This is a genomic window from Acinetobacter sp. HZNU-JH01 (assembly GCF_037996845.1).
In the GTDB taxonomy this organism is placed as follows: Bacteria; Pseudomonadota; Gammaproteobacteria; order Pseudomonadales; family Moraxellaceae; genus Acinetobacter; species Acinetobacter haemolyticus.
Map to the genome: position 1 here is coordinate 1,947,713 of NZ_JBBMZX010000001.1, position 23,745 is coordinate 1,971,457.

A 23,745-nucleotide genomic window follows, 5' to 3' on the forward strand; every position below is an offset into this window, starting at 1 on the left:
TAAAAGAAATGATACTTTTGAATTTAAATCTTATGTTTTAAATTTAAAACTCAATTATGAATTCAAAAATTACGATTTCAAACGTTGTAACGTCAATGATCGTGTTATGTTAATCCTGAAATTTAAATTCAAAAATATGGTTTAGACATCATGCACCGTTTTCCTCTTTTTCTAGGCACTGCCTTATTGACCTTATCTTATAACGCTCATGCTGAGCTGATTATCAATGGCGCAAAAGTTTCAACCACGACGACGACGCCAGCAGTAAGCAATACCAGTACATTTAGTCCAACACGTGATTTTCAGAGCTGTATAGCCGGTTTACGATCTCAAGCAATTGCATCTGGTGTTTCGGCTGCAAGTTTTGATCGTTATACCCAAAATCTAAGTGCGGATTATTCAGTGATTGATCGTTTGAATTATCAGCCAGAGTTTTCTACACCGATTTGGGATTATTTATCAGGCTTGGTTGATAATGAGCGTGTACAAGCAGGGCAACAAAAACTTGCGCAACATCGTGATGTGCTTAGACGTGTAGAACAAGCTTACGGCGTGCCTGCTGAAACGGTGGTTGCAGTTTGGGGTGTCGAAAGTAACTATGGTGATATTTCTGGTCGATATCCTTTATTACAGGCATTAGGTACATTGAGCTGTGAAGGTCGTCGTCAAAGTTATTTCCGTGGTGAATTTTTTGCCACCATGCGTATTTTGCAACGAGGTGATGTGACTCAAGATCAACTTTATGGTTCTTGGGCAGGAGCATTTGGTCACACGCAATTTATGCCATCTACTTATGAACGTTTAGCCGTAGATTTTGACGGTGATGGTCGCCGTGATCTCGTATCGAGTATCCCAGATGCTTTGGCTTCGACAGCAAACTTTTTAAAACGTGCTGGATGGCAAACAGGTATGCCTTGGGGTTTTGAAGTGAAAATTCCACAAGGTATGTCAATTTCTGGCGAAAGTCGCCGCAATAAAAAATCACTTAATAATTGGATCGCACAGGGTGTAACACGTGCAGATGGAACAGCTTTGATCCAAGGCAATTTGACAGGAAGTACTCAAGCAGGTTTGATTTCACCTGCAGGTGCGAATGGCCCATTATTTTTAGTGTTTAGAAATTTTGATGCGATATATAGCTATAACGCTGCTGAAAGCTATGGTTTGGCAATCGCACATTTGTCTGATCGTCTGCGTGGTGGAACACCATTTTTAACGGCATGGCCTACAGATGATGCGGGAACATCAAGAGCAGAACGCCGTGAAATTCAACAATTTTTGATTCAGCGTGGTCATGACATTGGTGCAGTGGATGGTTTGATTGGTGATAAAAGTCGCCAAGCCATTCGTCAAGAGCAAACTCGTTTGGGATTAAATCCAACAGGACGCGCAGGGCAGCAAATTTTACGTGCTTTCCGCCAAGAGCAAGCGCGTAAAATGATGCAATAAGCTAATCATGTGAAAAGGTCTGCCAAGTGCAGACCTTTTTTTATGGCGCAGCGTCTAATTTGACGGCTTCTAAAATATCAAAAATAACCGCCGTAACATCCTGACTCAGATCCCGATCATTAAAAATTTCATAAGCCGTAATTGTGACATCAGTATCACTTGGCAGTTGTTTTTGTTCTTCTTCGATTAAATGTTCAATTGGAAGCAAGGTTTGTTTCACTTCCAAATGTAAAATCTCGTCATAAGGCACATTTTCATCTTCTAATTCAACAATTTGTTCGTTGAAATAAGGAATCAAAATCGAATGAAGAAAGGGGCTAATATCTTCAATATTTAGGATTTCGATATCACGAGTCTGCTCAATCGTACTGATGTGGTCGTTCACTTCAATGAGGATATGATAATAACTCATGCTGATCTCCATTTAGATTAAAATGATGCTTTCACACCACAATAACATGAATAAATCAAAACAATCGACCCATTCTTGTTATCTCATAAAAACATCAGCTTAATCGATTTATCTTCAGTGAGCCAAGCCTAATAGCGCTAAATCTGTGTCAGTTAACCTAAAGTCTTTTGCATCTTGTACTTTGATTCTCGGATACATCAAAGATTGTGGATCTTGAGTATGTTTCAGACCTAAAGCATGTCCGAATTCATGTGCCAAGGTGAGGCGTAGGTCATCAATTGAAGAAAACTCATAAATAAAGATTTGTTTTCCTTGAAATTGTCCCTTGTGTAAAACTTGTGGAGCAAACGTTTGATTAAATTGCTCGATGGCTTGCGTCAGTTGCTGATAAAGTTGTTTCGACTTTTGAGTTTGCAGATCAAACTGTTGGGTGAGTCGTTGATGTTGTTCTACGCTTTGTTGATAGATTGGCGTTTCTATTTGATGTTCATGTTTTGGTGATTCAAGATGTGCCGTCGAAATAGCAATTTGTCTTTTAAGTTCTTGTAGTTGTTGGTTTTCATTTAACCAAATTTGTTGTTGCTGTTCCAGTTGATGTAAATTTTCCGAACGTTTCATGCTGCGGATCTGGCGTTGATCCATCACCAAATGAATCGAAAATTCAGCATTTGGATCATAAACGAAATAGTTTTGACCCGTATCTTTTTCCCAAATCGCGGCTGCTTGTTTGCTGATTTCAATCATTTGCTGTTGCGTGATATTCAAGCGAGGATCAAAATCAGCAATACGATAACGGAGTGGATGACCAGTACCATATTTTATGGGCGTAGAATTCTGTACCGAGGAAATTTGAGCAAAAGAGGCTGTATGACCAAACATGAACATACATGTTGCCAATAGGAGAGGGAGCAAACGCATAACAGGAGAAATAAAACAAGAAAAAGGATGTATTTTAATCAGCTTTCATGATTAGTCAATTTGGGGAAAGGTATTTAAATTGATTGATTTAATAAAAAATCATTAAAAATAAATAAAGATACAAATGTATAAAAATTAATCTATTAAATATAATTTATAGTCAATTTTGGTGATGGATTAATCAAAAATAGCCCGATAACAGAGATTTATTTTTTATGATCTGAGATTTAAATAGGGATAAATCGTTAAAATTTTAGATCGTGCTATGCCAGTCGATTTCTAAAAATTATTTCCTATTTCATTTAATATAAAAAACTGTTTGCTCAAAAAATAATCAAAAACAACTGTAACTTTACGGTTTATTTGAGATTAGTACATGGCTTTAACTAGGGCTTTATCACTTTGTGTTAGTGCAAAGCGTTGTAAATTTTGTTGTTGTATAACAGGATACATGAGTGAAGTCGGATCATCGGTATGTGGCAAGCCTAAGGCATGCCCAAATTCATGTGCCAATGTTAAACGAAGATCATCGGTTGAACTAAACTCGTAAATCGTGATTTGTTTGCCATTAAAATTTCCTTTATGGAATAGACGCGGTTTGAATACCTGATTGAATCGCTGTGCTGATGATACAAGTAGCTGATTATTATCATTTAATTTTTTGATTTTTTGGTTGAGTTGTTGAGCTTTTAGATTGTGTAGATTCACCTCTTGTTGTAAAGCTTTGGACTGTTGATGTAATGCTTGCTGACGTTGTGCCAATTGATCGGCTAAGGATTTAGATGAAGAACGCTGTTGGTTGAAGTGTTTTACATCTGCATTATATTGCTGAAATTGGGCTTGTAGTTGATTCTGCTTGATGGCCAGCAATGCATTATTTTTTTCAAGCTCTGCTCTAGCTTGTTGCAACTGTTGATTTTGATGCTCCCATCGTTGCTGCTGTTGATGAATTTGATCGAGGCTTTGCAGACGATGACTGCTTTGTTGTTGTCGCTCATCATAAATCAAATGAATGCTGAAATTCGCTTCAGGGTCATAAATAAAATGCTGTTTACCCGTTTCTTGGTGCCAAATATCCGCAGCTTGTTGGGTAAGTTGAATCACTTGCTGAATACTTAAATTAAAGCGGGGATCAACCTCTGCGATACGATAAAATATAGGCGTTTGAATAGCTTTATGGTCATGTTTATGGGTGCTATGTGACGTATTTTGGGCATGGCCAAGGTGCGGAATCCCCATGCATAAACATGCAATGATATTCAGTGCGGTAGTTAAATTTCGCATGACCTTTATCCCCAAATAAAACTTATTTTTGGATAATTTTGTAAATAGGTCAAAAAGCTATCTAATTAATAAATAAAATAAAAAATGTGATTTTATTTGAGTAAATATAATAATTGATCGAATAATAGGCAAAATATAAAATCAAGAATTTGGCTTTCTATTTGCACATAAATTTATAAATATCAGTCCATTAATGCTAAAGAGTAGAATTTTAAGCGCAAAGTAGTTAAAAAATGCTCATTTGTTATCTTTTGTAAAAAAAATTATAAACTGAAAATATTTTGCTCTTTAACTGCAAAGTTGTTGATTTATGACATTAAAGGTCGCTGGCTGTTTTAGCTGTGAGTTACTTATTTGCTTATATTAATGCTTCAAAAGCAGTTGAATTTTTACGACAGTGTTAAGTCCGAGGTTTTATGCTGTCTACCGAGCCATCAATAGATCACGATCTGTCTGGGTTAGGTGAAAGTCAGTAAAGTTCTGTTCTTTCAAAATCGGATGCATCAATGCTTTGGGATCATCAGTATGCTGTAATCCTAAAGCATGACCGAATTCATGGGCTAGCGTTAAACGTAAATCATCTTTGGATTCAAATTCATAGATAATAATTTGCTTACCATTAAATAAACCTTTATGAAATAAATGAGGCTGAAAGCGTTGTTTATATTCTTTCACAGCATCATGTAATTGCTGGTCAAGCGCATTTAGTTCATCTACTTTTTGATTTAAGTTATTGATTTTTTGATTAAAGTTGGTGATTTCTTGTTTTAATGCATCGACGTTGTATTGTAAGTTTTGTTGTTTTTGCTGTAGATGTTGTTGATAGGCACCAGTCATTGAGTTGAGATGTGCATTTTTTTTCTCTTGATTATATTGTTGGATTTGCTGATCTAGTTGTTGACGTTTTAAGCTTAAAGATTGTTTCGTCTCAACTAGTTCTTGTTCAATATGATCCAATTGCTTTTTTTTATCACGCCACTGTTGTTGATTAAATTCTAATTGGCTTAAATGGGCACGTCGTTGTTCGCTTTCAATTTGTCGTTGATCGTAAATTAAATGAATGGCCAGTTGCGCATTTGGATCATATACAAAGTAATCTTTACCTGTTCCATCTTTCCAAATTTGAGCTGCTTGATGGCTGATTTCTTGTACTTGTTCTAGGCTAAGTTTAAAACGAGGATCAACCTCAGCGATACGATAACGAAGACGCGTATCAAAAGGATGTGTTATGCGATCAAGCAAAGAATTAAATTTAAGCTGCGGGTGCTGATGGCTTTGATAACCAGACCATAAGATAAGGAAGAGTAATCCTGAAAAAATCAACAGACGAATCATTTTAGTTTCTTCTGAAATACGACGCTCAATTGAGTTTATTAATCGTGCTTGCAGATCAGACTATAACAAAAATAGCGAGTATCGGGAAATGATATGATTAAACGGCAGATTTTGTTTTAATGCCTTATATAAGATAGATAAATAAAAAGATTAAGGAATAAAAATGCTGAAATATTTACTCAAAACTCCTGACATAGCATGGTCTGCGACGTCACCGGCCTTAGCAAATACTGAGAATTTGACCATTAAATATTTAGGTACAGCGGGTTTTATCCTTTCGGATCGAAATCGTACAGTCGTACTTGATCCTTTTATTAGTCGTCCCACTCTATGGCATACACTGACTCAACCTTTACTCAGCGATCCAATACTGGTTCAGCAATATATTCCTCGCGCAGATGATGTACTGATAGGACATGCACATTATGATCATATTTTGGATGCGCCTGAAGTATGTAAACAAACAGGGGCACGATTAATTGGTTCTCAAGCGAGTTTAATGTATGGGCGATCGGCAGGTTTGTCTGAACAGCAAATGCTTGAAACAAAAGGGCGGGAAATTATTCAATGTGGTAAATGGCAAGTTGTTGGGTTGCCTTCGATTCATGGCAAAGCATTGTTTGGTCGGGTGCCATTACCAGGTGATATGACTACACCACCACCTTATCCACCGAAATTTCATCACCTACGGCATGGACAGGTATTTAATTGGTGGATTAATACGGGGCATCTTCGCGTTGTACACATTGACTCAGCTGACTTTATTGAACAAGAATTACAAGGTAGGCAAGCAGATATTGTTTGTCTATGTGCGATTGGACGCAAATATCGCCCGAACTATGTCAAAGATGTCGTGCGCTTGCTGAAACCTAAATACATTATTCCATGTCATTGGGATACGATGGTAACGCCTATTGATCAATTACCTAAATTATTACCTGGTGTGAATATCCCTGAATTTTTAGAAGAAATAAAAGCTTCTGGAGTCGAACCATTATTTATGCCGATTTTAGGTGAACTATATTTCGATCAAAATAATGAATCTTAAAATAAAAAAACCGCGCTTTCGCGCGGTCCTTTTTAAAGAGACAAATTATTTTTTGTCATCTTTAACTTCTGTGAACTCAGCATCTACAACGCCATCATCCGCTTTTTGTTGTTGACCAGCATCACCACCTTGGAATGCATTTGGATCAAAACCTTCTGCGCCGCCAGCACCTTGTGCTTGTTCATAAGCACGTTGAGTGATTGGCATCAAGATGTTTTGTAAAGCTTCAGTTTTCGCTTTGATGTCTTCAACATCATTTTCTTTAGTTGCTGCTTCAAGCTCAGAAACCGCAGTAGCGATTGCAGTTTTTTCATCTTCAGTCACTTTGTCACCTAGATCTTTAACTGCTTTGTTAGAGCTAGATACTAAAGCATCAGCTTCGTTACGAGCTTTCGCTAACTCTTCAAATTTACGGTCTTCTTCAGCATTCGCTTCAGCATCTTTGATCATTGCTTCGATTTCAGCATCAGACAAACCTGAGTTTGCTTTGATCTGGATTGATTGCTCTTTACCAGTGCTCTTATCTTTAGCCGATACTTTCAAGATACCATCAGCGTTGATGTCGAACGATACTTCAATTTGCGGTACGCCACGTGGAGCAGGTGGGATATCGCCTAATTGGAAGTTACCCAACAATTTGTTTTGTTGAGCCATTTTACGTTCACCTTGGTAAACAGAAATATCTACAGCAGGCTGGTTGTCAGCAGCAGTAGAGAACACTTGTGATTTCTTCGCAGGAATCGTAGTGTTTTTCTCAATGATTGGTGTTAATACACCGCCCATTGTTTCGATACCTAAAGTTAATGGTGTTACGTCTAATAAAAGAACGTCAGTTTTGTCACCAGACAATACTGCACCTTGAATCGCAGCACCAATCGCAACCGCTTCATCAGGGTTTACGTCTTTACGTGGCTCTTTACCGAAGAATTCTTGTACTTTTTGTTGTACAAGTGGCATACGAGACTGACCACCAACTAAAATTACGTCAGAGATGTCTGAAGTCGAAAGACCAGCATCTTTAAGCGCGATTTTACAAGGTTCGATTGTACGAGCAACTAAATCAGCAACTAAACCTTCAAGTTTGGCACGCGTTACATTGATCACTAAGTGTTTAGGACCAGTTGCATCAGCCGTGATGTATGGAAGGTTGATTTCAGTTGCATTTGATGAAGAAAGCTCGATTTTTGCTTTTTCAGCAGCTTCTTTCAAACGTTGTAACGCAAGTGGATCATTTTTCAAGTTCACACTTTGTTCTTTCTTAAATTCTTCAACCAAGAATTCAATTAACGCGTTATCAAAGTCTTCACCACCAAGGAAAGTATCACCGTTTGTTGATAACACTTCGATTTGTTGGTCGCCATCAAGGTCTGCGATTTCAATGATTGATACGTCGAATGTACCACCACCTAAGTCGTAAACTGCAACTTTACGGTCACCTTCTTTTTTGTCCATACCGAACGCAAGTGCCGCAGCAGTTGGCTCGTTAATGATACGTTTAACATCAAGACCTGCAATTTTACCCGCATCTTTAGTTGCTTGACGTTGCGCATCGTTAAAGTAAGCAGGAACTGTAATCACTGCTTCAGTCACTGTTTCACCTAAATAGTCTTCTGCAGTTTTCTTCATCTTTTTCAAGATTTCCGCAGAGATCTGTTGAGGCGCTAATTTTTTGTCGTTTACTTCAACCCAAGCATCGCCATTGTCTGCTTTGATGATTTTGTAAGGTACAAGACCGATATCTTTTTGTACCGCTTGATCTTCGTAACGACGACCGATTAAACGCTTGATTGCGAATAATGTGTTTTTCGGGTTGGTTACAGCCTGACGTTTTGCACTTTGACCAACTAAGATTTCACCATCTTTATATGCAATGATCGATGGAGTGGTACGTGCACCTTCAGCGTTTTCGATTACTTTTACTTTATCGCCTTCGAGTACAGCAACACATGAGTTGGTAGTACCTAAGTCAATACCAATAATTTTTGCCATTTGGGATGTTCCTCTAAAATTTTGTGAATCCCCGATTTCTCCAGTAATAAAGGGGAGAGTCAAAAGGGGATTTTCTTGTTATTCGATATGAGAGTTAATCGGTTTTTTTCAAGCATTTTTGTGAAAAAAAATCAAAAAACTCTCAAAATTTTGCATTTTTGAGCAAATAAAGGCTTTGCTCCAGAGGGTTATTGACCCACCATCACCATTGCTGGGCGAAGTAGGCGACCATTTAAGGTATAACCTTTCTGTAACACTGTACCGATTTCATTTGCTTTGGCATTTGGATCGATACCTACAGCTTGGTGTAGATCCGCATTAAAACCATTTTGTGTATCTGCTTCGACTACCCCAAATTTTTCAAGTGTAGTGAGGAGTGATTTCAACGTTAGTTTGACACCTTCAAGCACAGGTGTTTCTTCTGCGCCAGCGGCTTGAATTGCACGTTCGAGATTATCGACAGAATCCAATAATTCTTTGGCGAACTTTTCCAGCACAGTATCTTTGTGCTTTTCAGATTCACGTTGAATACGTTCAACACTCTTTTGTGCCTCGTAAACCGCATTGGCCGTACGTGCTTTTTCGAGTTTCAAGCTTTCTTCAAGTTGGGTGATGTGCGCTTGTAAATCTTCAACGCTAAGCTCGTTAGCTTGCTCTACACCTTCAGCTTGAGTTTGTTCAGCTTGTTGCTCATTTTGAATGTCTTGAGCTTGCTCATTGTGCTCATTAGCCATTGATGATCTCCGTTTAAAAAAGTTCTCAAACATGTACAGTCCTTTTGGCGTGAATGCTCATCGGGTTAAACCTGAACTGCCACATCTTGGTCATTCATTGATACGGATGAGGTATGGGCAAGGCGACAAAATTCAAGCGTTCAGGTGAATTTAAATCTTTTAATTTTGCTGATTTAAGTAAAAATTTAAGTTTTCGATTACAAATGCAATAAATTCTTGGGTGATTTTGGGCAAATGTTGTCTTGATGCATAGACTAACGACAAGGTGAGATCGGGTGCAGAAAAATCTGTAAATACCTGTTGCAAGCGTTGTTGAGCAATATCTTGGCGTACAAGCAAGGTCGGAAGCATGGCAATTCCTTCTGCTTTGAGACACATTTGATAGAGTGCAATCACATCATTGCTTTTAAACGTAACATTTAAAGGATAGTTCTGCGGTTGCTGATCTGTATCAAACAGAGTCCAGTATTGATTATGAGTATGATGAGCAATACAGTCATGTTGAATCAATTGGCTTGGGTGTGACAGGGGAGTGTGATCTTGTAAATAATGCGGGTGCGCACAAAAGATAGACTCAATTTGACAGACGGGACGAGCAATTAAACCCTCTGCCACTTTTTGGGTAATTCGCAAAGCAAGGTCAACCTGAGCATCCATCAGATCAATTGTATTTTCAGTAAGATATACATCAAAATGAATATGGGGGTAGCGTTTTTTAAACTGTTTAATGCATTCATTCACACCGAGCTGAAATAGAAATAGACCACAAGTAAAACGAATCGTGCCACTATGCTGTTCGGGTGCAGCCAAACCTTCAAGTAACTGTTGTTGCTGTAGGATATTTTCACAATAAAGCAGCGCTTTTTCGCCCGCAGGGGTCAGTGAAACTTTACGCGTATTGCGTTGAAATAGTCGTGTCGAAAATGTGGCTTCAAGATGCTCTAAATAGCGAGACACCATGGCTTTAGAATAATTTAAATGTTGCGCCGCTTTGCTGAGATTACCTTGATGAGCAATACAGACAAACACTTGAATGGCTTTTAATGTATCCATATTAATGATCATTGTTGCAAGATATGCAACATTTTATCTTAATTTAGGGTGTTTATTTGGCAATAATTGCAACGTAAAGTGTGTCTTATCAGATAGGAGACATATAAATGAACCTTAAACCTTATGCATTGGCATTGACAGCATTTGCTGTAACTTCAACAAGCTTTGCGCAAGACTTAAAAATCCAAAATTTCTTAGCAAAACCTGAACACTTTGGCGTGACTTCAACCTTGATCGAAGGTGATAAAGAAGTGTTATTGGTCAATGCGCAATTTTCTAAATCAGAAGCTTTACGAATTGCTGCAGACATTCTGGATAGCGGTAAAACCTTAAAAACGATTTTCGTGAGTTATGGTGATCCAGATTTTTACTTTGGTTTAGATGTCTTTAAGCAATATTTTCCAAATGTTCAGATTGTTGCGACACCAGAAACGGTAAAGCATATTCAAGATACACAAGCACTAAAAGTAGCGTATTGGGGACCAAAGATGGGAGCCAATGCGCCGAGCAAAATTATTGTTCCGCAGCCTTATACGGCTAAAACTTTAAAATTCGAAAATGAAAATATCGAAATCAAGGGTAAAAAGGAACTGACTTATTTGTGGATTCCAAGTGCTAAAGCTGTTGTTGGTGGGATTCCTGTCTCGTCAGGTATTCATTTGTGGATGGCGGATACACCCAATACGAAAGATCGTAATGAAGTCGTACAAACTTTAGAAAATATTAAGGCATTAAATCCTCAAGTGGTTGTGCCTGCACATATGAAAGCGGGTGCTGCTGAAGGCTTAGATGCAGTTAACTTTTCAATTGATTATCTAAAGCAATATGAAAAAGCAGTGAAAGCCAGCAAAAATTCAGCTGAGTTAATTCAAATGATGCAAAAACAATATCCAGCTTTAGGTGAGTCAAGTAGCCTTGAGTTAGGAGCTAAAGTAGTTAAAGGTGAAATGCAGTGGCCTTAATCTAGTGCTCAAGATCAAAAAAGTCGTGGTTTTCCACGACTTTTTTTATTTGCGCTACATTTATTTTTAATCAGAATTACGCAATTGTAAGCTTATGAGAGGATTGTGCGGTGTTTCTATGAATTATAAAAACATAAGCTGATCATATTATTGGGTTATTCAAAATGCACCCAAATTGATTAAGTAATTAAATTATTGGTGATTTGTGGTGAACATTTAAAAGTATTAGAGTGTGAATAATAAAGTGAACTGATTTAATAAAAATTGCAAAAACATCCTGCATAAATAACAAACTGCAACTAATCCTCATCACGTTCTAGAAAAAAATTGTGAATCATAGGCAACGCAAAGACAACTTTGCTTTTTGTCATAATGAAAGGAAATACGTAATGAAAAAGTTAGCATTGATTTCTATGGTGGTATCTGGTGTTGCATTAACGGCAGTAGGTTGCTCAACTCAAGGTGGTCTAGAGGCATCAGGTTCAGCGCAAACAAGTGCAAGTCCAACGGGTGTTCAAGGTGGCGTTGGTATTCAAGCGGATACATCTATGGGCGTTGATCATAGCGGTGCATCGGCAGATGTATCTGGCGCAGTAGATGCTGAGGCTTCAGCGCAGTAATTTATCATGACCTTTAAACACAATAGATCATCACATTGATGCCAATAGATCGATCGAATCATATACTGCTATATATGCTGTGTTAGAGGTACTGAGTAAATTGAAAAAACTAGAATCATTGGCTTGATTCTAGTTTTTTGTTGTGGTGATTTAGCGTTTTATCAAGCTGCGAAATTTGCCAAACTGACAATAAATAAATCCAATCCGGTCTATACACTCATACTTAAAATCGTAATGATGAGGATGTGCAACAAAAGTGCACGTAGAAAATAGTAAAGGAAAAAATATGAAGCAATTTGCTCTAGTCTCTGTGTTAAGTCTAATGGTCATCAGCATAATTGGCTGTGTTTCTGTTGAAGCAACAGGTTCAACCAATGTTGGAGTTGGTTCTCATGGTGTTCAAACAGGAGGGGGCGTCAAAGCGCAGGTTCAACCTGGACAAGTTGGTGTTAATATTTCAGGTTCAGCTGCAGCAGGTCGAAAATAAAATTGTGTCTATAAAAACTCAAAAGTATTGAATATTCACTTTTGAGTTTTGTTTCCAAATACGTCATAGATTAATCAATTGGCCTAAATAATGATCATGGATAAGCATAATGGTTAATGACTTTTGAAAACCAACACTATAGCGTACAAAATATTTTTAAATTCTTGATCTATCGCTTTGGATAAGCATATAGTCGAGAGGAAAAGAACGATGGATAGCGTAAGAAGGGGACAAAAAGTGACGGCATTACCTCAAAAAATACAAACCATTTTAGATCATGGACAAGGTCCTGCTGCACGAGCACTCGATAAGTTACCTACATTTGTACAAGAGTCTTTAGCTAAAATTTTAGGTTACCCACACCAATATCCTGATTTGGATGCATTTACCAAATGTTTGATGGCTGTTCAAATTAAACAAGGGCGCATTGGTTTTATTGGAGATGATCCGATTGAGTCTCGACGCCAATTTGATGCGCAGATGCTCGCGATACTTAATAAATCCACATTTATTGAATCTGTTGAAGATATTCGTTTACCTTTGCAAAGCGGTACAGTTTTCGCAAGACATTATCATCCAGCACCCAATAAGAAACTACCGATGATCGTGTTCTATCATGGTGGTGGTTTTGTTGTCGGTGGTTTGGATACGCATGATGAAGCATGTCGCCTCATTGCCAAATATGCGAAAGTTCAGGTCATGAGTATTGATTATCCGCTTGCTCCAGAAGTTTCACCTAAACTGCTTATTCAATCATGTGAAGATGCTTTAGCATGGGTATATCAAAATCGCCGTCAGTTAAAGATCTATAAAAATCGTATTGCGGTCGCGGGGGATAGTGCTGGCGGAAATATTAGTACAGTTGTTGCACAGCATTCAGTGGGTAAGGCCTATGCGCCTCAAGCACAATTACTAATCTATCCTGTGGTTGATTTTAAAAGTAGACACCCATCATTTTATGCTTATGGTGAAGGTTTAGTCTTGACCAGTAAAGATGTGGATTATGTGACAGCGTATTATGCCACCCAACACAATGTTGCTTTGGATAACCCATTAATTTCTCCAACCTATGGTGGTTTAAGAAAACTTGCACCTGCTTATGTGATCACAGCAGGGCATGATTTACTTCATGATGAAGGTGAAATTTATAGTCATAAACTTAGACAAAATGGCGTTAAAGTGAAATATATTGATTATCCAGACCAAACACATGGCTTTATCAACTTAACGCCTATTTCATCCAAAGCAAGACGCAATACCGTCGAAATTGCACGGAACTTTAGAAAGTTCTGGGACAAACACAGTTAAGCCGCCACGTACAGTAGTGCTATGTTTCACGTGGAACATGGCACTTAACAAATAAAAATAGTAAAGACCGATATGTAAAACTAAAATTAGGCTTCACGGTTAATTCTATTCTTAGACTGAGAATATAAAGATGAAAAAGTTATTTATTACGGCTAGTTTATTACTCGCAAGCAGCCATTTATTTGCAAATACCATGGTTGAAATGAAAACGAGTATGGGGAATATCGAAATTGAGCTTTTTGATGATAAAGCACCAGTTTCGGCAAAAAACTTTGAGAGTTATGTAAAAAGCAATTTTTACGCAGGGACGATTTTCCATCGTGTGATTCCTGGCTTTATGGTTCAGGGCGGTGGCTTAGATGCCAATATGGTAGAAAAGACAACCAAAGCACCAATCGTAAACGAAGCAAGCAATGGTTTGAAAAATACACGTGGTACTTTAGCAATGGCGCGTACGCGAGATCCAAACTCTGCTACAAGCCAATTTTTCATTAATGTTGTAGATAATAGTTTTCTAAACCGATCTGCAATGGATGCAGGTTATGCTGTTTTCGGTAAAGTGACCAAAGGTATGGAGGTCGTTGATAAAATCGTGAGTGTGCCTACGGGTAATCAGGGATTGCATCAAAATGTACCTAAACAACCTGTTAAAATCATTAGCGTTCAAATAAAGAGCAAAAAATAGAAAAGTGAAGCAGAAATATAAATAAAGTATTTCTGCTTTTATTTCATGTACTTGCTATCGGTTTTAAATAGTTTGAATTGATTTTGTGCACAAAAAAAGAACACTCAATAAAACAAGGGTTTAAAAAAGCTTGCATGCCTTTAAAAAACTCCTATAATGCACCTCATCCCGACGCGATACACGAAAATATCTTAGCTTACAGGGTTAAGGTGATAGGTAGTGTTTTGCGTTAATTTCTTGCTGACGAAGTAAGAAATTAATCATTAAGAGAATAGAAGAACAACTTGTGTGGATTTTTACTGGTTAATCGATCGAAAATATTTCATTGATTGAATGGTAGAAATTACTCGAAGTTTATTTGAGAAATTAATGTCAGAAAATTGATGAGTCAAGATTTGTAGCCATAAGCTACTAATGATTTTAAACTGAAGAGTTTGATCATGGCTCAGATTGAACGCTGGCGGCAGGCTTAACACATGCAAGTCGAGCGGGGAAGTGTAGCTTGCTACATTACCTAGCGGCGGACGGGTGAGTAATGCTTAGGAATCTGCCTATTAGTGGGGGACAACATTCCGAAAGGAATGCTAATACCGCATACGTCCTACGGGAGAAAGCAGGGGATCTTCGGACCTTGCGCTAATAGATGAGCCTAAGTCGGATTAGCTAGTTGGTGGGGTAAAGGCCTACCAAGGCGACGATCTGTAGCGGGTCTGAGAGGATGATCCGCCACACTGGGACTGAGACACGGCCCAGACTCCTACGGGAGGCAGCAGTGGGGAATATTGGACAATGGGCGGAAGCCTGATCCAGCCATGCCGCGTGTGTGAAGAAGGCCTTATGGTTGTAAAGCACTTTAAGCGAGGAGGAGGCTACTCTAGTTAATACCTAGAGATAGTGGACGTTACTCGCAGAATAAGCACCGGCTAACTCTGTGCCAGCAGCCGCGGTAATACAGAGGGTGCGAGCGTTAATCGGATTTACTGGGCGTAAAGCGTGCGTAGGCGGCTGATTAAGTCGGATGTGAAATCCCTGAGCTTAACTTAGGAATTGCATTCGATACTGGTCAGCTAGAGTATGGGAGAGGATGGTAGAATTCCAGGTGTAGCGGTGAAATGCGTAGAGATCTGGAGGAATACCGATGGCGAAGGCAGCCATCTGGCCTAATACTGACGCTGAGGTACGAAAGCATGGGGAGCAAACAGGATTAGATACCCTGGTAGTCCATGCCGTAAACGATGTCTACTAGCCGTTGGGGCCTTTGAGGCTTTAGTGGCGCAGCTAACGCGATAAGTAGACCGCCTGGGGAGTACGGTCGCAAGACTAAAACTCAAATGAATTGACGGGGGCCCGCACAAGCGGTGGAGCATGTGGTTTAATTCGATGCAACGCGAAGAACCTTACCTGGCCTTGACATACTAGAAACTTTCCAGAGATGGATTGGTGCCTTCGGGAATCTAGATACAGGTGCTGCATGGCTGTCGTCAGCTCGTGTCGTGAGATGTTGGGTTAAGTCCCGCAACGAGCGCAACCCTTTTCCTTACTTGCCAGCATTTCGGATGGGAACTTTAAGGATACTGCCAGTGACAAACTGGAGGAAGGCGGGGACGACGTCAAGTCATCATGGCCCTTACGGCCAGGGCTACACACGTGCTACAATGGTCGGTACAAAGGGTTGCTACCTAGCGATAGGATGCTAATCTCAAAAAGCCGATCGTAGTCCGGATTGGAGTCTGCAACTCGACTCCATGAAGTCGGAATCGCTAGTAATCGCGGATCAGAATGCCGCGGTGAATACGTTCCCGGGCCTTGTACACACCGCCCGTCACACCATGGGAGTTTGTTGCACCAGAAGTAGGTAGTCTAACCGTAAGGAGGACGCTTACCACGGTGTGGCCGATGACTGGGGTGAAGTCGTAACAAGGTAGCCGTAGGGGAACCTGCGGCTGGATCACCTCCTTAACGAAAGATTGATGGCCGGTAAGAATCCACAACAAGTTGTTCTTCGAAGATGTATCTGAGGGTCTGTAGCTCAGTTGGTTAGAGCACACGCTTGATAAGCGTGGGGTCACAAGTTCAAGTCTTGTCAGACCCACCATGAGCAAGACTTAAAGCACTGCTTTAAGGCGAAGCGCAAGGCAAACGAACGTAAGTGAGTGCGCAGGCTATAATCCGATACATCGAATCACAGATGATAAGCTGGGGACTTAGCTTAGTTGGTAGAGCGCCTGCTTTGCACGCAGGAGGTCAGGAGTTCGACTCTCCTAGTCTCCACCACGTACTTTACGAAGTACGAGCTAAATAGATTATAGAGTTTAATGAATACAGTCTAAGTTGACTGATTTATTAATCTCTGTGATTTATCACAGTTTACTGCAAGCTGACGAGGCTGTAGTTAATCATTAACAGATTAGTAGAATTGAGTCTGAAATAAATTGTTCACTCAATTCATTCGAAAGAATGAAATTGAGAACTAGCAAAAACACTGAATCAAGCGTTTTGGTATATGAATTTAGATTGAAGCTGTACGGTGCTTAAGTGCACGAGGCAACAAACTGGATGAGAGCGATGTGAGTTGAAAAACAAGCATAGCAATCTGTCCTAACCTTACTTGTAAGGGTTAGCGACTGTTTGGGGTTGTATAGTCAAGTAATTAAGTGCATGTGGTGGATGCCTTGGCAGTCAGAGGCGATGAAAGACGTGATAGCCTGCGAAAAGCTCCGGGGAGGCGGCAAATATCCTTTGATCCGGAGATGTCTGAATGGGGGAACCCACCCGCTACAAGGCGGGTATCAATAACTGAATACATAGGTTATTGAAGCGAACGAGGGGAAGTGAAACATCTCAGTACCCTTAGGAAAAGAAATCAATTGAGATTCCCTTAGTAGCGGCGAGCGAACGGGGAGCAGCCCATTAAGTTATGTGTGTTCTAGTGGAACGCTCTGGGAAGTGCGAACGTAGAGGGTGATATTCCCGTACACGAAAGGGCACACACAATGATGACGAGTAGGGCGAGGCACGTGAAACCTTGTCTGAATATGGGGGGACCATCCTCCAAGGCTAAATACTCCTGACTGACCGATAGTGAACCAGTACCGTGAGGGAAAGGCGAAAAGAACCCCTGTGAGGGGAGTGAAATAGATCCTGAAACCGCATGCATACAAGCAGTGGGAGCACCTTCGTGGTGTGACTGCGTACCTTTTGTATAATGGGTCAGCGACTTACATTCAGTAGCAAGGTTAACCGAATAGGGGAGCCGTAGAGAAATCGAGTCTTAATAGGGCGTTTAGTTGCTGGGTGTAGACCCGAAACCAGGCGATCTATCCATGAGCAGGTTGAAGGTTGGGTAACACTAACTGGAGGACCGAACCCACTGTCGTTGAAAAGCCAGGGGATGACTTGTGGATAGGGGTGAAAGGCTAATCAAGCCTGGTGATAGCTGGTTCTCCCCGAAAGCTATTTAGGTAGCGCCTCGGACGAATACCATTGGGGGTAGAGCACTGTTTCGGCTAGGGGGTCATCCCGACTTACCAAACCGATGCAAACTCCGAATACCAATGAGTACTATCCGGGAGACAGACTGCGGGTGCTAACGTCCGTAGTCAAGAGGAAAACAATCCAGACCGCCAGCTAAGGCCCCAAAATCATAGTTAAGTGGGAAACGATGTGGGAAGGCATAGACAGCTAGGAGGTTGGCTTAGAAGCAGCCACCCTTTAAAGAAAGCGTAATAGCTCACTAGTCGAGTCGGCCTGCGCGGAAGATGTAACGGGGCTAAAACTATGTGCCGAAGCTGCGGATTTGACATTAGTCAAGTGGTAGGGGAGCGTTCTGTAAGCCGATGAAGGTGTATTGAGAAGTATGCTGGAGGTATCAGAAGTGCGAATGCTGACGTGAGTAACGACAAAACGGGTGAAAAACCCGTTCGCTGAAAGACCAAGGGTTCCAGTCCAACGTTAATCGGGGCTGGGTGAGTCGACCCCTAAGGCGAGGCCGAGAGGCGTAGTCGATGGGAAATTGGTTAATATTCCAATACTTCTGTGTAATGCGATGAGAGGACGGAGAAGGTTAAGTCAGCCTGGCGTTGGTTGTCCAGGTGGAAGACAGTAGGCATGCATCTTAGGCAAATCCGGGGTGCTCTATGCTGAGAGTTGATAGCAAGCTGTACTTGTACAGTGAAGTGGCTGATACCATGCTTCCAGGAAAAGTCTCTAAGCTTCAGTTACACAGGAATCGTACCCGAAACCGACACAGGTGGTCAGGTCGAGTAGACCAAAGCGCTTGAGAGAACTCTGCTGAAGGAACTAGGCAAAATGGTACCGTAACTTCGGGAGAAGGTACGCTGCTGACGGTGATGGGACTTGCTCCCTGAGCTATTGGCAGCCACAGAAACCAGGCCGCTGCAACTGTTTATTAAAAACATAGCACTCTGCAAACACGAAAGTGGACGTATAGGGTGTGATGCCTGCCCGGTGCTGGAAGGTTAATTGATGGGGTTAGCGTAAGCGAAGCTCTTGATCGAAGCCCCAGTAAACGGCGGCCGTAACTATAACGGTCCTAAGGTAGCGAAATTCCTTGTCGGGTAAGTTCCGACCTGCACGAATGGCATAATGATGGCGGCGCTGTCTCCAGCAGAGGCTCAGTGAAATCGAAATCGCTGTGAAGATGCAGTGTACCCGCGGCTAGACGGAAAGACCCCGTGAACCTTTACTGCAGCTTGACATTGAACTTTGACCTTACTTGTGTAGGATAGGTGGGAGGCTTTGAAGTTGGAACGCTAGTTCCAATGGAGCCGTCCTTGAAATACCACCCTGGTAATGTTGAGGTTCTAACTCTGTCCCGTTATCCGGGACGAGGACCATGTCTGGTGGGTAGTTTGACTGGGGCGGTCTCCTCCTAAAGAGTAACGGAGGAGTACGAAGGTGCGCTCAGCGTGGTCGGAAATCACGCGTAGAGTATAAAGGCAAAAGCGCGCTTAACTGCGAGACCCACAAGTCGAGCAGGTACGAAAGTAGGTCTTAGTGATCCGGTGGTTCTGTATGGAAGGGCCATCGCTCAACGGATAAAAGGTACTCTGGGGATAACAGGCTGATACCGCCCAAGAGTTCATATCGACGGCGGTGTTTGGCACCTCGATGTCGGCTCATCTCATCCTGGGGCTGAAGCAGGTCCCAAGGGTATGGCTGTTCGCCATTTAAAGAGGTACGCGAGCTGGGTTTAGAACGTCGTGAGACAGTTCGGTCCCTATCTACCGTGGGCGCTGGAAATTTGAGAGGATCTGCTCCTAGTACGAGAGGACCAGAGTGGACGAACCTCTGGTGTACCGGTTGTGACGCCAGTCGCATCGCCGGGTAGCTATGTTCGGAAGGGATAACCGCTGAAAGCATCTAAGCGGGAAGCCTACCTCAAGATAAGATTTCCCTAGGAATTTATTCCTCTAAAGAGCCGTTCGAGACTAGGACGTTGATAGGTTGGGTGTGGAAGCACGGTGACGTGTGAAGCTGACCAATACTAATTGCTCGTGAGGCTTGACTATACAACACCCAAACAGTTGTTGTATTCAAGATAAATTCAATACATAACTTGATTTAGTGTCAAAACTAGTTACAATACGACTCGATTAACTAATCCGTTAATAACTCTTTCGGTACTAAGTGGCATGAACTTAATAAGTTCAAAAGTAAGACCACCCAAAGCCAAAACAGTTTGCTGGCGACAATAGCAAGAGTGAACCACCTGATCCCTTCCCGAACTCAGAAGTGAAACCTCTTCGCGCTGATGGTAGTGTGGCACTTGCCATGTGAGAGTAAGTCATCGCCAGCTTTTAAATTATAAACACCCCTAACCTGACGGTTAGGGGTGTTTTTTATTGCACGGGAAAAAGATAACTAAAATAAATAATCCTAGATATTACTCTTGACAGTAATCTTGTTATTTTATATTGTGATTAAAATATATACAAAAATTAAGATAAGAAATCAAAAAAGTTTTAATGACCCACATAGGAGGGTGCAATATGAGTGAAGAAAATAAAAAACCGCTTCCTGCAGATGTTAGTAAGAAGTTGAGCGAAATAATTAAGGAGCTTGAGGAAAGTGAGGGTTTAGAGCGTTCGGAAGGGGGAGAAATCGAGTTAAAGATCAATAAAGATGAGGCCCTTTGGTTTGTGTCATATAAGACTATGTCAGCCTAAGTTTTTCTTTTTTTAAGTGCACTAGGAGTTTTATGGATCTTAGTGCCAATTTTGGGGACTTCTTATGGCATTAGCTACAGATTCAAATAAGGTATCTGATGAAGATGTTTGGTGCGGTGTAAATGCTTTATTAGACGATTATATTGGGATTTCTCTTTCTGATATTATTATTATTGGTTACACACCAGATTCAAGGGAGGCAGCCGCTTGGGTGAGGTTGGCTCTTGATGCTAGATCAATTAAATACAAGTCAATTCATATGCAGCCGCTAAGAGATAGTGGTTTTAGGGATAGGTTGATAAAGCTTTTACCAAGTATTCCTCCTCAAAAAGGACGATTGGTTCTTATTCTCTTTGAACGAGATACAATATCGCATAATGAAGTTATTAAAGAAGTAATTTGTGATTATAATAAAAATCAATATTTTGTAGTTCGAAGTATCAATTCTGATAGACATTTATTTGCTAAAGGTTTATCGGTAACACCAAAGAAATTGACGGCATTAAATACAGCTATTCTTGAAAGATGCATAAGTGCAAAAAAATTAAGAATCACAACCCCCTCTGGAACAGATTTGTCTATTGACCTCGACAGTAGATATAGGTGGGTTAGTAATAAAGGGACTGTTGAAGACGGTAAATTTCTCATTATTCCATGTGGAGAGGTCGCGACTTTTCCTGCAAATATCTCAGGCATTTTAGTCGCAGATTTTGCTATTAACGTTAACACTATGCTAGATATAGATGCTCGATTAAATCAAGAACCAGTATTTGTAAATATCGATAATGGTCAAATGATATCTTTTCAATGTAAAAATAAAGAAATGTCGGATTATTTAAGTCGTGCTTTTTCTAGAAATAACGCGACACGTGTAGGTGAACTAGGTATCGGTACAAATATTTCTGTAGATAATCCTATTTATGAAAACTCTCACTTGAATGAACGATGCCCTGGAGTTCATATTGGTTTTGGCCAACATAACCAAGATATTGAAACAGCTGGTTACTTTTGTGATATCCATATAGATTTAATTGCCAGAGGAGGTTTGATCTGGATTGATGATCAACCTAACCCTATTGATTTGGCAAACTTACAAGAGTCAAAGAATAAGCATCCAGACCTGATTCTATGTGAAGATATTTTTTCTACGGATAATTTTGAAGGGGATTGCTGTGGAATCGTCACAACTAATTGATGTAGAGAAAAGAGCTAGATATATTTATATTCTTGCAGCTTGCAGTATAGATTTAACATTTCAAAAGACAAGTATAGAGACTTCATTTGATCTTGAGTCAGTTATGTCTAATTATAACTGTCGCAATCCATGCGAGAGTAAAATTCGTTCTATCCAATTCCAAATTAATGAAGCCTATAAGTGGTGTATCGACAATGTTCCTTTAAGCTATGTCGATGGAGCTAGAACTTTGCCACTTATCAAGAGCATTATTGTAGGGGAGAGCATTCATAAGTCTGAGTTACTTACAGCTTCATCGATTCAAAGCGTTGGTAATGTAATATTATCTGCTGATTGGCCTTTACCATCAATCTATCGTCTAGGGTCGCTGTTTGTACATGAAGCGACACACCAAATATTGTTTTTACGAGAAGTAGAGGGGTATAAGGTTAGAAATAAATCTATAGGCTATTCTCCTTGGAAAGGTACCTTGAGACACGGCCGTCTTATTTGGCATTCTTTTTGGTCATTTTCGTGTCAACTTGCATTTTTATTTAGTCGCATTTTTTCTGAAAAGCAAATTATTAAAGAAGATGAAAGTATCATTGAATATCTAGCTAATATATTTGCAAAAATTTCAGTTTGCTATAAGGAGTTAGAAGAGAGAAAGATATTGGATTGCAAAGAACTATCATTTTGCAAGTCTGCTTTTAATGAAATATCAAAATTCAGAGATACTCTAGGAAGTATATTTTCAGTTGACTTGGTTTTTGAAAATGCTATTGACGTAGAACAGAAACTATATGAAAAATGGGCGAATTCGCTAATTCTAGAGTCCTTAAAGAACAATACATTGCGGTAGAGGGGAATCGATGAGGTTGTATGCCAATTTTATTCTTATCTCAAAAATATAAGGTCATATCAATGTTCTACTTGTTGCAGTTCAACATGATTGATTATTCAACAGTTTTCTAGTCTTGTAGCTTAGCAGAACTATTACTGATGGTTTTTCAAATTATCTTTGATACATGCAAAGACATTAACTGAAAGAGTATGTATAGGTAGTTATCTTAATTTTGGGGGGAATGGCAAGATATACAGTAAATACATAACACTGTGTTATGTATTTGATTAAATTTAGGTTTTAATTATAATTAGCACTGAAAAATTAGTTAATTCTTTCTATCGTGTTAGATGGTGATTAAGCCTATAGCGAAATAATAGGGGCTGCTGAGAACAATAATTTAATCGTAGTGAAGTTGCTGACGAGTAAAAGAGCTGATGTCGTGTATAAAAGCAAATATACCGTATTACAGCTTGCAGAAATAAAAAGAAGCCCCATCATCCTGACAGGGCTTCTTCATATTCAGTTTATTGTCGTTTATTTCCTATTAACGACCACGTCCTGTGGGTCTTATTATTCTGAATGAGACTTCCTGGCTCTCTATGATTTATATGATAGGTGAAAAGTTAGAGTTGGCCTATTCGCCAATGGCTACGATTGTTGTAGGTTTAGGCTTACATCGTTATTTAACATGATATTTCTGTAACTTCTCGACTAGTGGTTTGAGAGCCTTAATTTCAAACTCATTGGCTTCAAAGTTTTCGTTTTTATTACGTTTAAAGATGTCGCGAATTTCAATCACAGCATTGGGATCAACAATACCTAAGCTTGAGGTCACTTGGCGAATTTGACTGATTGAACGTGAGCCATTGGTTGAACCATAGCCGATAAAGGCTGCAGGTTTGCCTTGCCATTCTTTACCCACATAATCCAAGGCATTCTTCAGTGCTGGACTATAGCCATGGTTATATTCAGGGCTAATGAAGATAAAGGCTTGTGCCTGTGCGATTTTATCTGCCCACTGCTGTTGTTTCGGCTGATCATAAATGCCTGTCGCAGGTGGATGAGAACCTGCAAATAGCGGTAAGTCCCATTCCTTAAGATCAACAACTTCGGTTTGAATATCTTTTAATGCGAGTTCAGTTGTCGCTTGCTGTACCCAATTAGCGACTTTGATCGCTGTGCGACCTTCCCGAACACTACCAACAATAATATAAATCAGCATATTTAAATTCCTGTGTGTTATTGCTTTGAT

Annotated in this window: 18 protein-coding genes, 2 tRNA genes and 3 rRNA genes; 15 read left to right on the forward strand and 8 right to left on the reverse strand. The window is 40.1% G+C overall.

The window, feature by feature from the left end:
- Positions 1–150 precede the first annotated feature (150 nt).
- The gene (locus AAC851_RS09320; RefSeq protein ID WP_005086097.1) at positions 151–1,449 is read left to right on the forward strand and encodes a lytic murein transglycosylase; all 1,299 of its coding nucleotides are present in this window, start codon (positions 151–153) and stop codon (positions 1,447–1,449) included.
- A gap of 40 nt (positions 1,450–1,489) precedes the next feature.
- Here the strand turns inward: AAC851_RS09320 and AAC851_RS09325 are convergent, their stop codons facing one another.
- The 4 genes from AAC851_RS09325 to AAC851_RS09340 all read right to left on the reverse strand — a co-directional run bounded on the left by AAC851_RS09325 (position 1,490) and on the right by AAC851_RS09340 (position 5,398).
- On the reverse strand, positions 1,490–1,873 hold the full coding sequence (locus AAC851_RS09325) for a hypothetical protein (RefSeq protein ID WP_004637339.1): 384 nt from the start codon (positions 1,871–1,873) through the stop codon (positions 1,490–1,492).
- 102 nt (positions 1,874–1,975) lie between these two features.
- Positions 1,976–2,779, reverse strand: a complete 804-nt coding sequence (locus AAC851_RS09330) for a matrixin family metalloprotease (protein WP_075316459.1) — start codon at positions 2,777–2,779, stop codon at positions 1,976–1,978.
- A 369-nt stretch (positions 2,780–3,148) separates the two neighbouring features.
- Positions 3,149–4,063, reverse strand: coding sequence for a matrixin family metalloprotease (locus AAC851_RS09335; RefSeq protein WP_075316458.1), 915 nt, complete (start codon positions 4,061–4,063; stop codon positions 3,149–3,151).
- Positions 4,064–4,486: 423 nt separating this feature from the next.
- A complete protein-coding gene (locus tag AAC851_RS09340; protein ID WP_017395359.1) occupies positions 4,487–5,398 on the reverse strand; it encodes a matrixin family metalloprotease in 912 nt (303 codons plus the stop codon).
- A 163-nt stretch (positions 5,399–5,561) separates the two neighbouring features.
- Here AAC851_RS09340 and AAC851_RS09345 point away from each other — a divergent pair, with 163 nt between their 5' ends.
- Positions 5,562–6,446: an MBL fold metallo-hydrolase gene (locus tag AAC851_RS09345; RefSeq protein ID WP_075316457.1), complete on the forward strand. Its 885-nt coding sequence runs from the start codon at positions 5,562–5,564 to the stop codon at positions 6,444–6,446.
- A gap of 45 nt (positions 6,447–6,491) precedes the next feature.
- Here the strand turns inward: AAC851_RS09345 and dnaK are convergent, their stop codons facing one another.
- From dnaK to AAC851_RS09360, 3 genes are all read right to left on the reverse strand, one after another.
- Positions 6,492–8,435: a molecular chaperone DnaK gene (gene dnaK / locus AAC851_RS09350; RefSeq protein WP_004949942.1), complete on the reverse strand. Its 1,944-nt coding sequence runs from the start codon at positions 8,433–8,435 to the stop codon at positions 6,492–6,494.
- Between the two features lie 188 nt (positions 8,436–8,623).
- On the reverse strand, positions 8,624–9,169 hold the full coding sequence (gene grpE / locus AAC851_RS09355; protein WP_005091991.1) for a nucleotide exchange factor GrpE: 546 nt from the start codon (positions 9,167–9,169) through the stop codon (positions 8,624–8,626).
- A gap of 159 nt (positions 9,170–9,328) precedes the next feature.
- Positions 9,329–10,222, reverse strand: a complete 894-nt coding sequence (locus AAC851_RS09360; protein WP_017394688.1) for a LysR family transcriptional regulator — start codon at positions 10,220–10,222, stop codon at positions 9,329–9,331.
- A gap of 107 nt (positions 10,223–10,329) precedes the next feature.
- Between AAC851_RS09360 and AAC851_RS09365 the strand changes: the two genes are divergently transcribed.
- The 13 genes from AAC851_RS09365 to AAC851_RS09425 all read left to right on the forward strand — a co-directional run bounded on the left by AAC851_RS09365 (position 10,330) and on the right by AAC851_RS09425 (position 22,508).
- Entirely contained in the window at positions 10,330–11,184 is an 855-nt protein-coding gene (locus AAC851_RS09365; protein WP_004637354.1) for an MBL fold metallo-hydrolase, read from the forward strand.
- A gap of 389 nt (positions 11,185–11,573) precedes the next feature.
- Positions 11,574–11,804, forward strand: coding sequence for a hypothetical protein (locus tag AAC851_RS09370; RefSeq protein WP_005086115.1), 231 nt, complete (start codon positions 11,574–11,576; stop codon positions 11,802–11,804).
- Between the two features lie 286 nt (positions 11,805–12,090).
- Positions 12,091–12,291, forward strand: coding sequence for a hypothetical protein (locus tag AAC851_RS09375; protein WP_340600795.1), 201 nt, complete (start codon positions 12,091–12,093; stop codon positions 12,289–12,291).
- Between the two features lie 237 nt (positions 12,292–12,528).
- The gene (locus AAC851_RS09380; RefSeq protein WP_194150420.1) at positions 12,529–13,599 is read left to right on the forward strand and encodes an alpha/beta hydrolase; all 1,071 of its coding nucleotides are present in this window, start codon (positions 12,529–12,531) and stop codon (positions 13,597–13,599) included.
- Between the two features lie 130 nt (positions 13,600–13,729).
- The gene (locus AAC851_RS09385; RefSeq protein ID WP_004637358.1) at positions 13,730–14,284 is read left to right on the forward strand and encodes a peptidylprolyl isomerase; all 555 of its coding nucleotides are present in this window, start codon (positions 13,730–13,732) and stop codon (positions 14,282–14,284) included.
- A 422-nt stretch (positions 14,285–14,706) separates the two neighbouring features.
- Positions 14,707–16,243: ribosomal RNA gene (locus tag AAC851_RS09390) — 16S ribosomal RNA — on the forward strand.
- Between the two features lie 59 nt (positions 16,244–16,302).
- Positions 16,303–16,379 (forward strand) — tRNA-Ile (locus tag AAC851_RS09395).
- A gap of 103 nt (positions 16,380–16,482) precedes the next feature.
- A tRNA-Ala gene (locus AAC851_RS09400) sits at positions 16,483–16,558 on the forward strand.
- A gap of 366 nt (positions 16,559–16,924) precedes the next feature.
- Positions 16,925–19,815, forward strand: a 23S ribosomal RNA gene (locus AAC851_RS09405).
- A gap of 172 nt (positions 19,816–19,987) precedes the next feature.
- Positions 19,988–20,102: ribosomal RNA gene (rrf, locus tag AAC851_RS09410) — 5S ribosomal RNA — on the forward strand.
- The 16S, 23S and 5S rRNA genes sit together here with 2 tRNA genes alongside, the layout of an rRNA operon.
- Before the next feature lie 193 nt (positions 20,103–20,295).
- The gene (locus AAC851_RS09415; RefSeq protein WP_171456361.1) at positions 20,296–20,472 is read left to right on the forward strand and encodes a hypothetical protein; all 177 of its coding nucleotides are present in this window, start codon (positions 20,296–20,298) and stop codon (positions 20,470–20,472) included.
- 64 nt (positions 20,473–20,536) lie between these two features.
- Entirely contained in the window at positions 20,537–21,667 is a 1,131-nt protein-coding gene (locus AAC851_RS09420) for an aminopeptidase (protein WP_125503292.1), read from the forward strand.
- Positions 21,645–22,508, forward strand: a complete 864-nt coding sequence (locus AAC851_RS09425) for a hypothetical protein (RefSeq protein ID WP_125503294.1) — start codon at positions 21,645–21,647, stop codon at positions 22,506–22,508. Before AAC851_RS09420 ends, AAC851_RS09425 begins: the two co-directional genes overlap by 23 nt.
- A 664-nt stretch (positions 22,509–23,172) precedes the next feature.
- Here AAC851_RS09425 and AAC851_RS09435 read toward each other — a convergent pair.
- Positions 23,173–23,715, reverse strand: coding sequence for an NADPH-dependent FMN reductase (locus AAC851_RS09435; protein WP_340600796.1), 543 nt, complete (start codon positions 23,713–23,715; stop codon positions 23,173–23,175).
- Between the last annotated feature and the right edge of the window lie 30 nt (positions 23,716–23,745).

Coding starts and splice junctions, on each gene's coding strand:
- AAC851_RS09320 (WP_005086097.1), top strand. CDS start 151: ATGCACCGTTTTCCTCTTTTTCTAGGCACTGCCTTATTGACCTTATCT.
- AAC851_RS09435 (WP_340600796.1), bottom strand. CDS start 23,715: ATGCTGATTTATATTATTGTTGGTAGTGTTCGGGAAGGTCGCACAGCG.
- AAC851_RS09340 (WP_017395359.1), bottom strand. CDS start 5,398: ATGATTCGTCTGTTGATTTTTTCAGGATTACTCTTCCTTATCTTATGG.
- AAC851_RS09420 (WP_125503292.1), top strand. CDS start 20,537: ATGGCATTAGCTACAGATTCAAATAAGGTATCTGATGAAGATGTTTGG.
- AAC851_RS09385 (WP_004637358.1), top strand. CDS start 13,730: ATGAAAAAGTTATTTATTACGGCTAGTTTATTACTCGCAAGCAGCCAT.
- AAC851_RS09360 (WP_017394688.1), bottom strand. CDS start 10,222: ATGGATACATTAAAAGCCATTCAAGTGTTTGTCTGTATTGCTCATCAA.
- AAC851_RS09345 (WP_075316457.1), top strand. CDS start 5,562: ATGCTGAAATATTTACTCAAAACTCCTGACATAGCATGGTCTGCGACG.
- AAC851_RS09325 (WP_004637339.1), bottom strand. CDS start 1,873: ATGGAGATCAGCATGAGTTATTATCATATCCTCATTGAAGTGAACGAC.
- AAC851_RS09415 (WP_171456361.1), top strand. CDS start 20,296: ATGAGTGAAGAAAATAAAAAACCGCTTCCTGCAGATGTTAGTAAGAAG.
- grpE (WP_005091991.1), bottom strand. CDS start 9,169: ATGGCTAATGAGCACAATGAGCAAGCTCAAGACATTCAAAATGAGCAA.
- AAC851_RS09365 (WP_004637354.1), top strand. CDS start 10,330: ATGAACCTTAAACCTTATGCATTGGCATTGACAGCATTTGCTGTAACT.
- dnaK (WP_004949942.1), bottom strand. CDS start 8,435: ATGGCAAAAATTATTGGTATTGACTTAGGTACTACCAACTCATGTGTT.
- AAC851_RS09370 (WP_005086115.1), top strand. CDS start 11,574: ATGAAAAAGTTAGCATTGATTTCTATGGTGGTATCTGGTGTTGCATTA.
- AAC851_RS09330 (WP_075316459.1), bottom strand. CDS start 2,779: ATGCGTTTGCTCCCTCTCCTATTGGCAACATGTATGTTCATGTTTGGT.
- AAC851_RS09335 (WP_075316458.1), bottom strand. CDS start 4,063: ATGCGAAATTTAACTACCGCACTGAATATCATTGCATGTTTATGCATG.
- AAC851_RS09375 (WP_340600795.1), top strand. CDS start 12,091: ATGAAGCAATTTGCTCTAGTCTCTGTGTTAAGTCTAATGGTCATCAGC.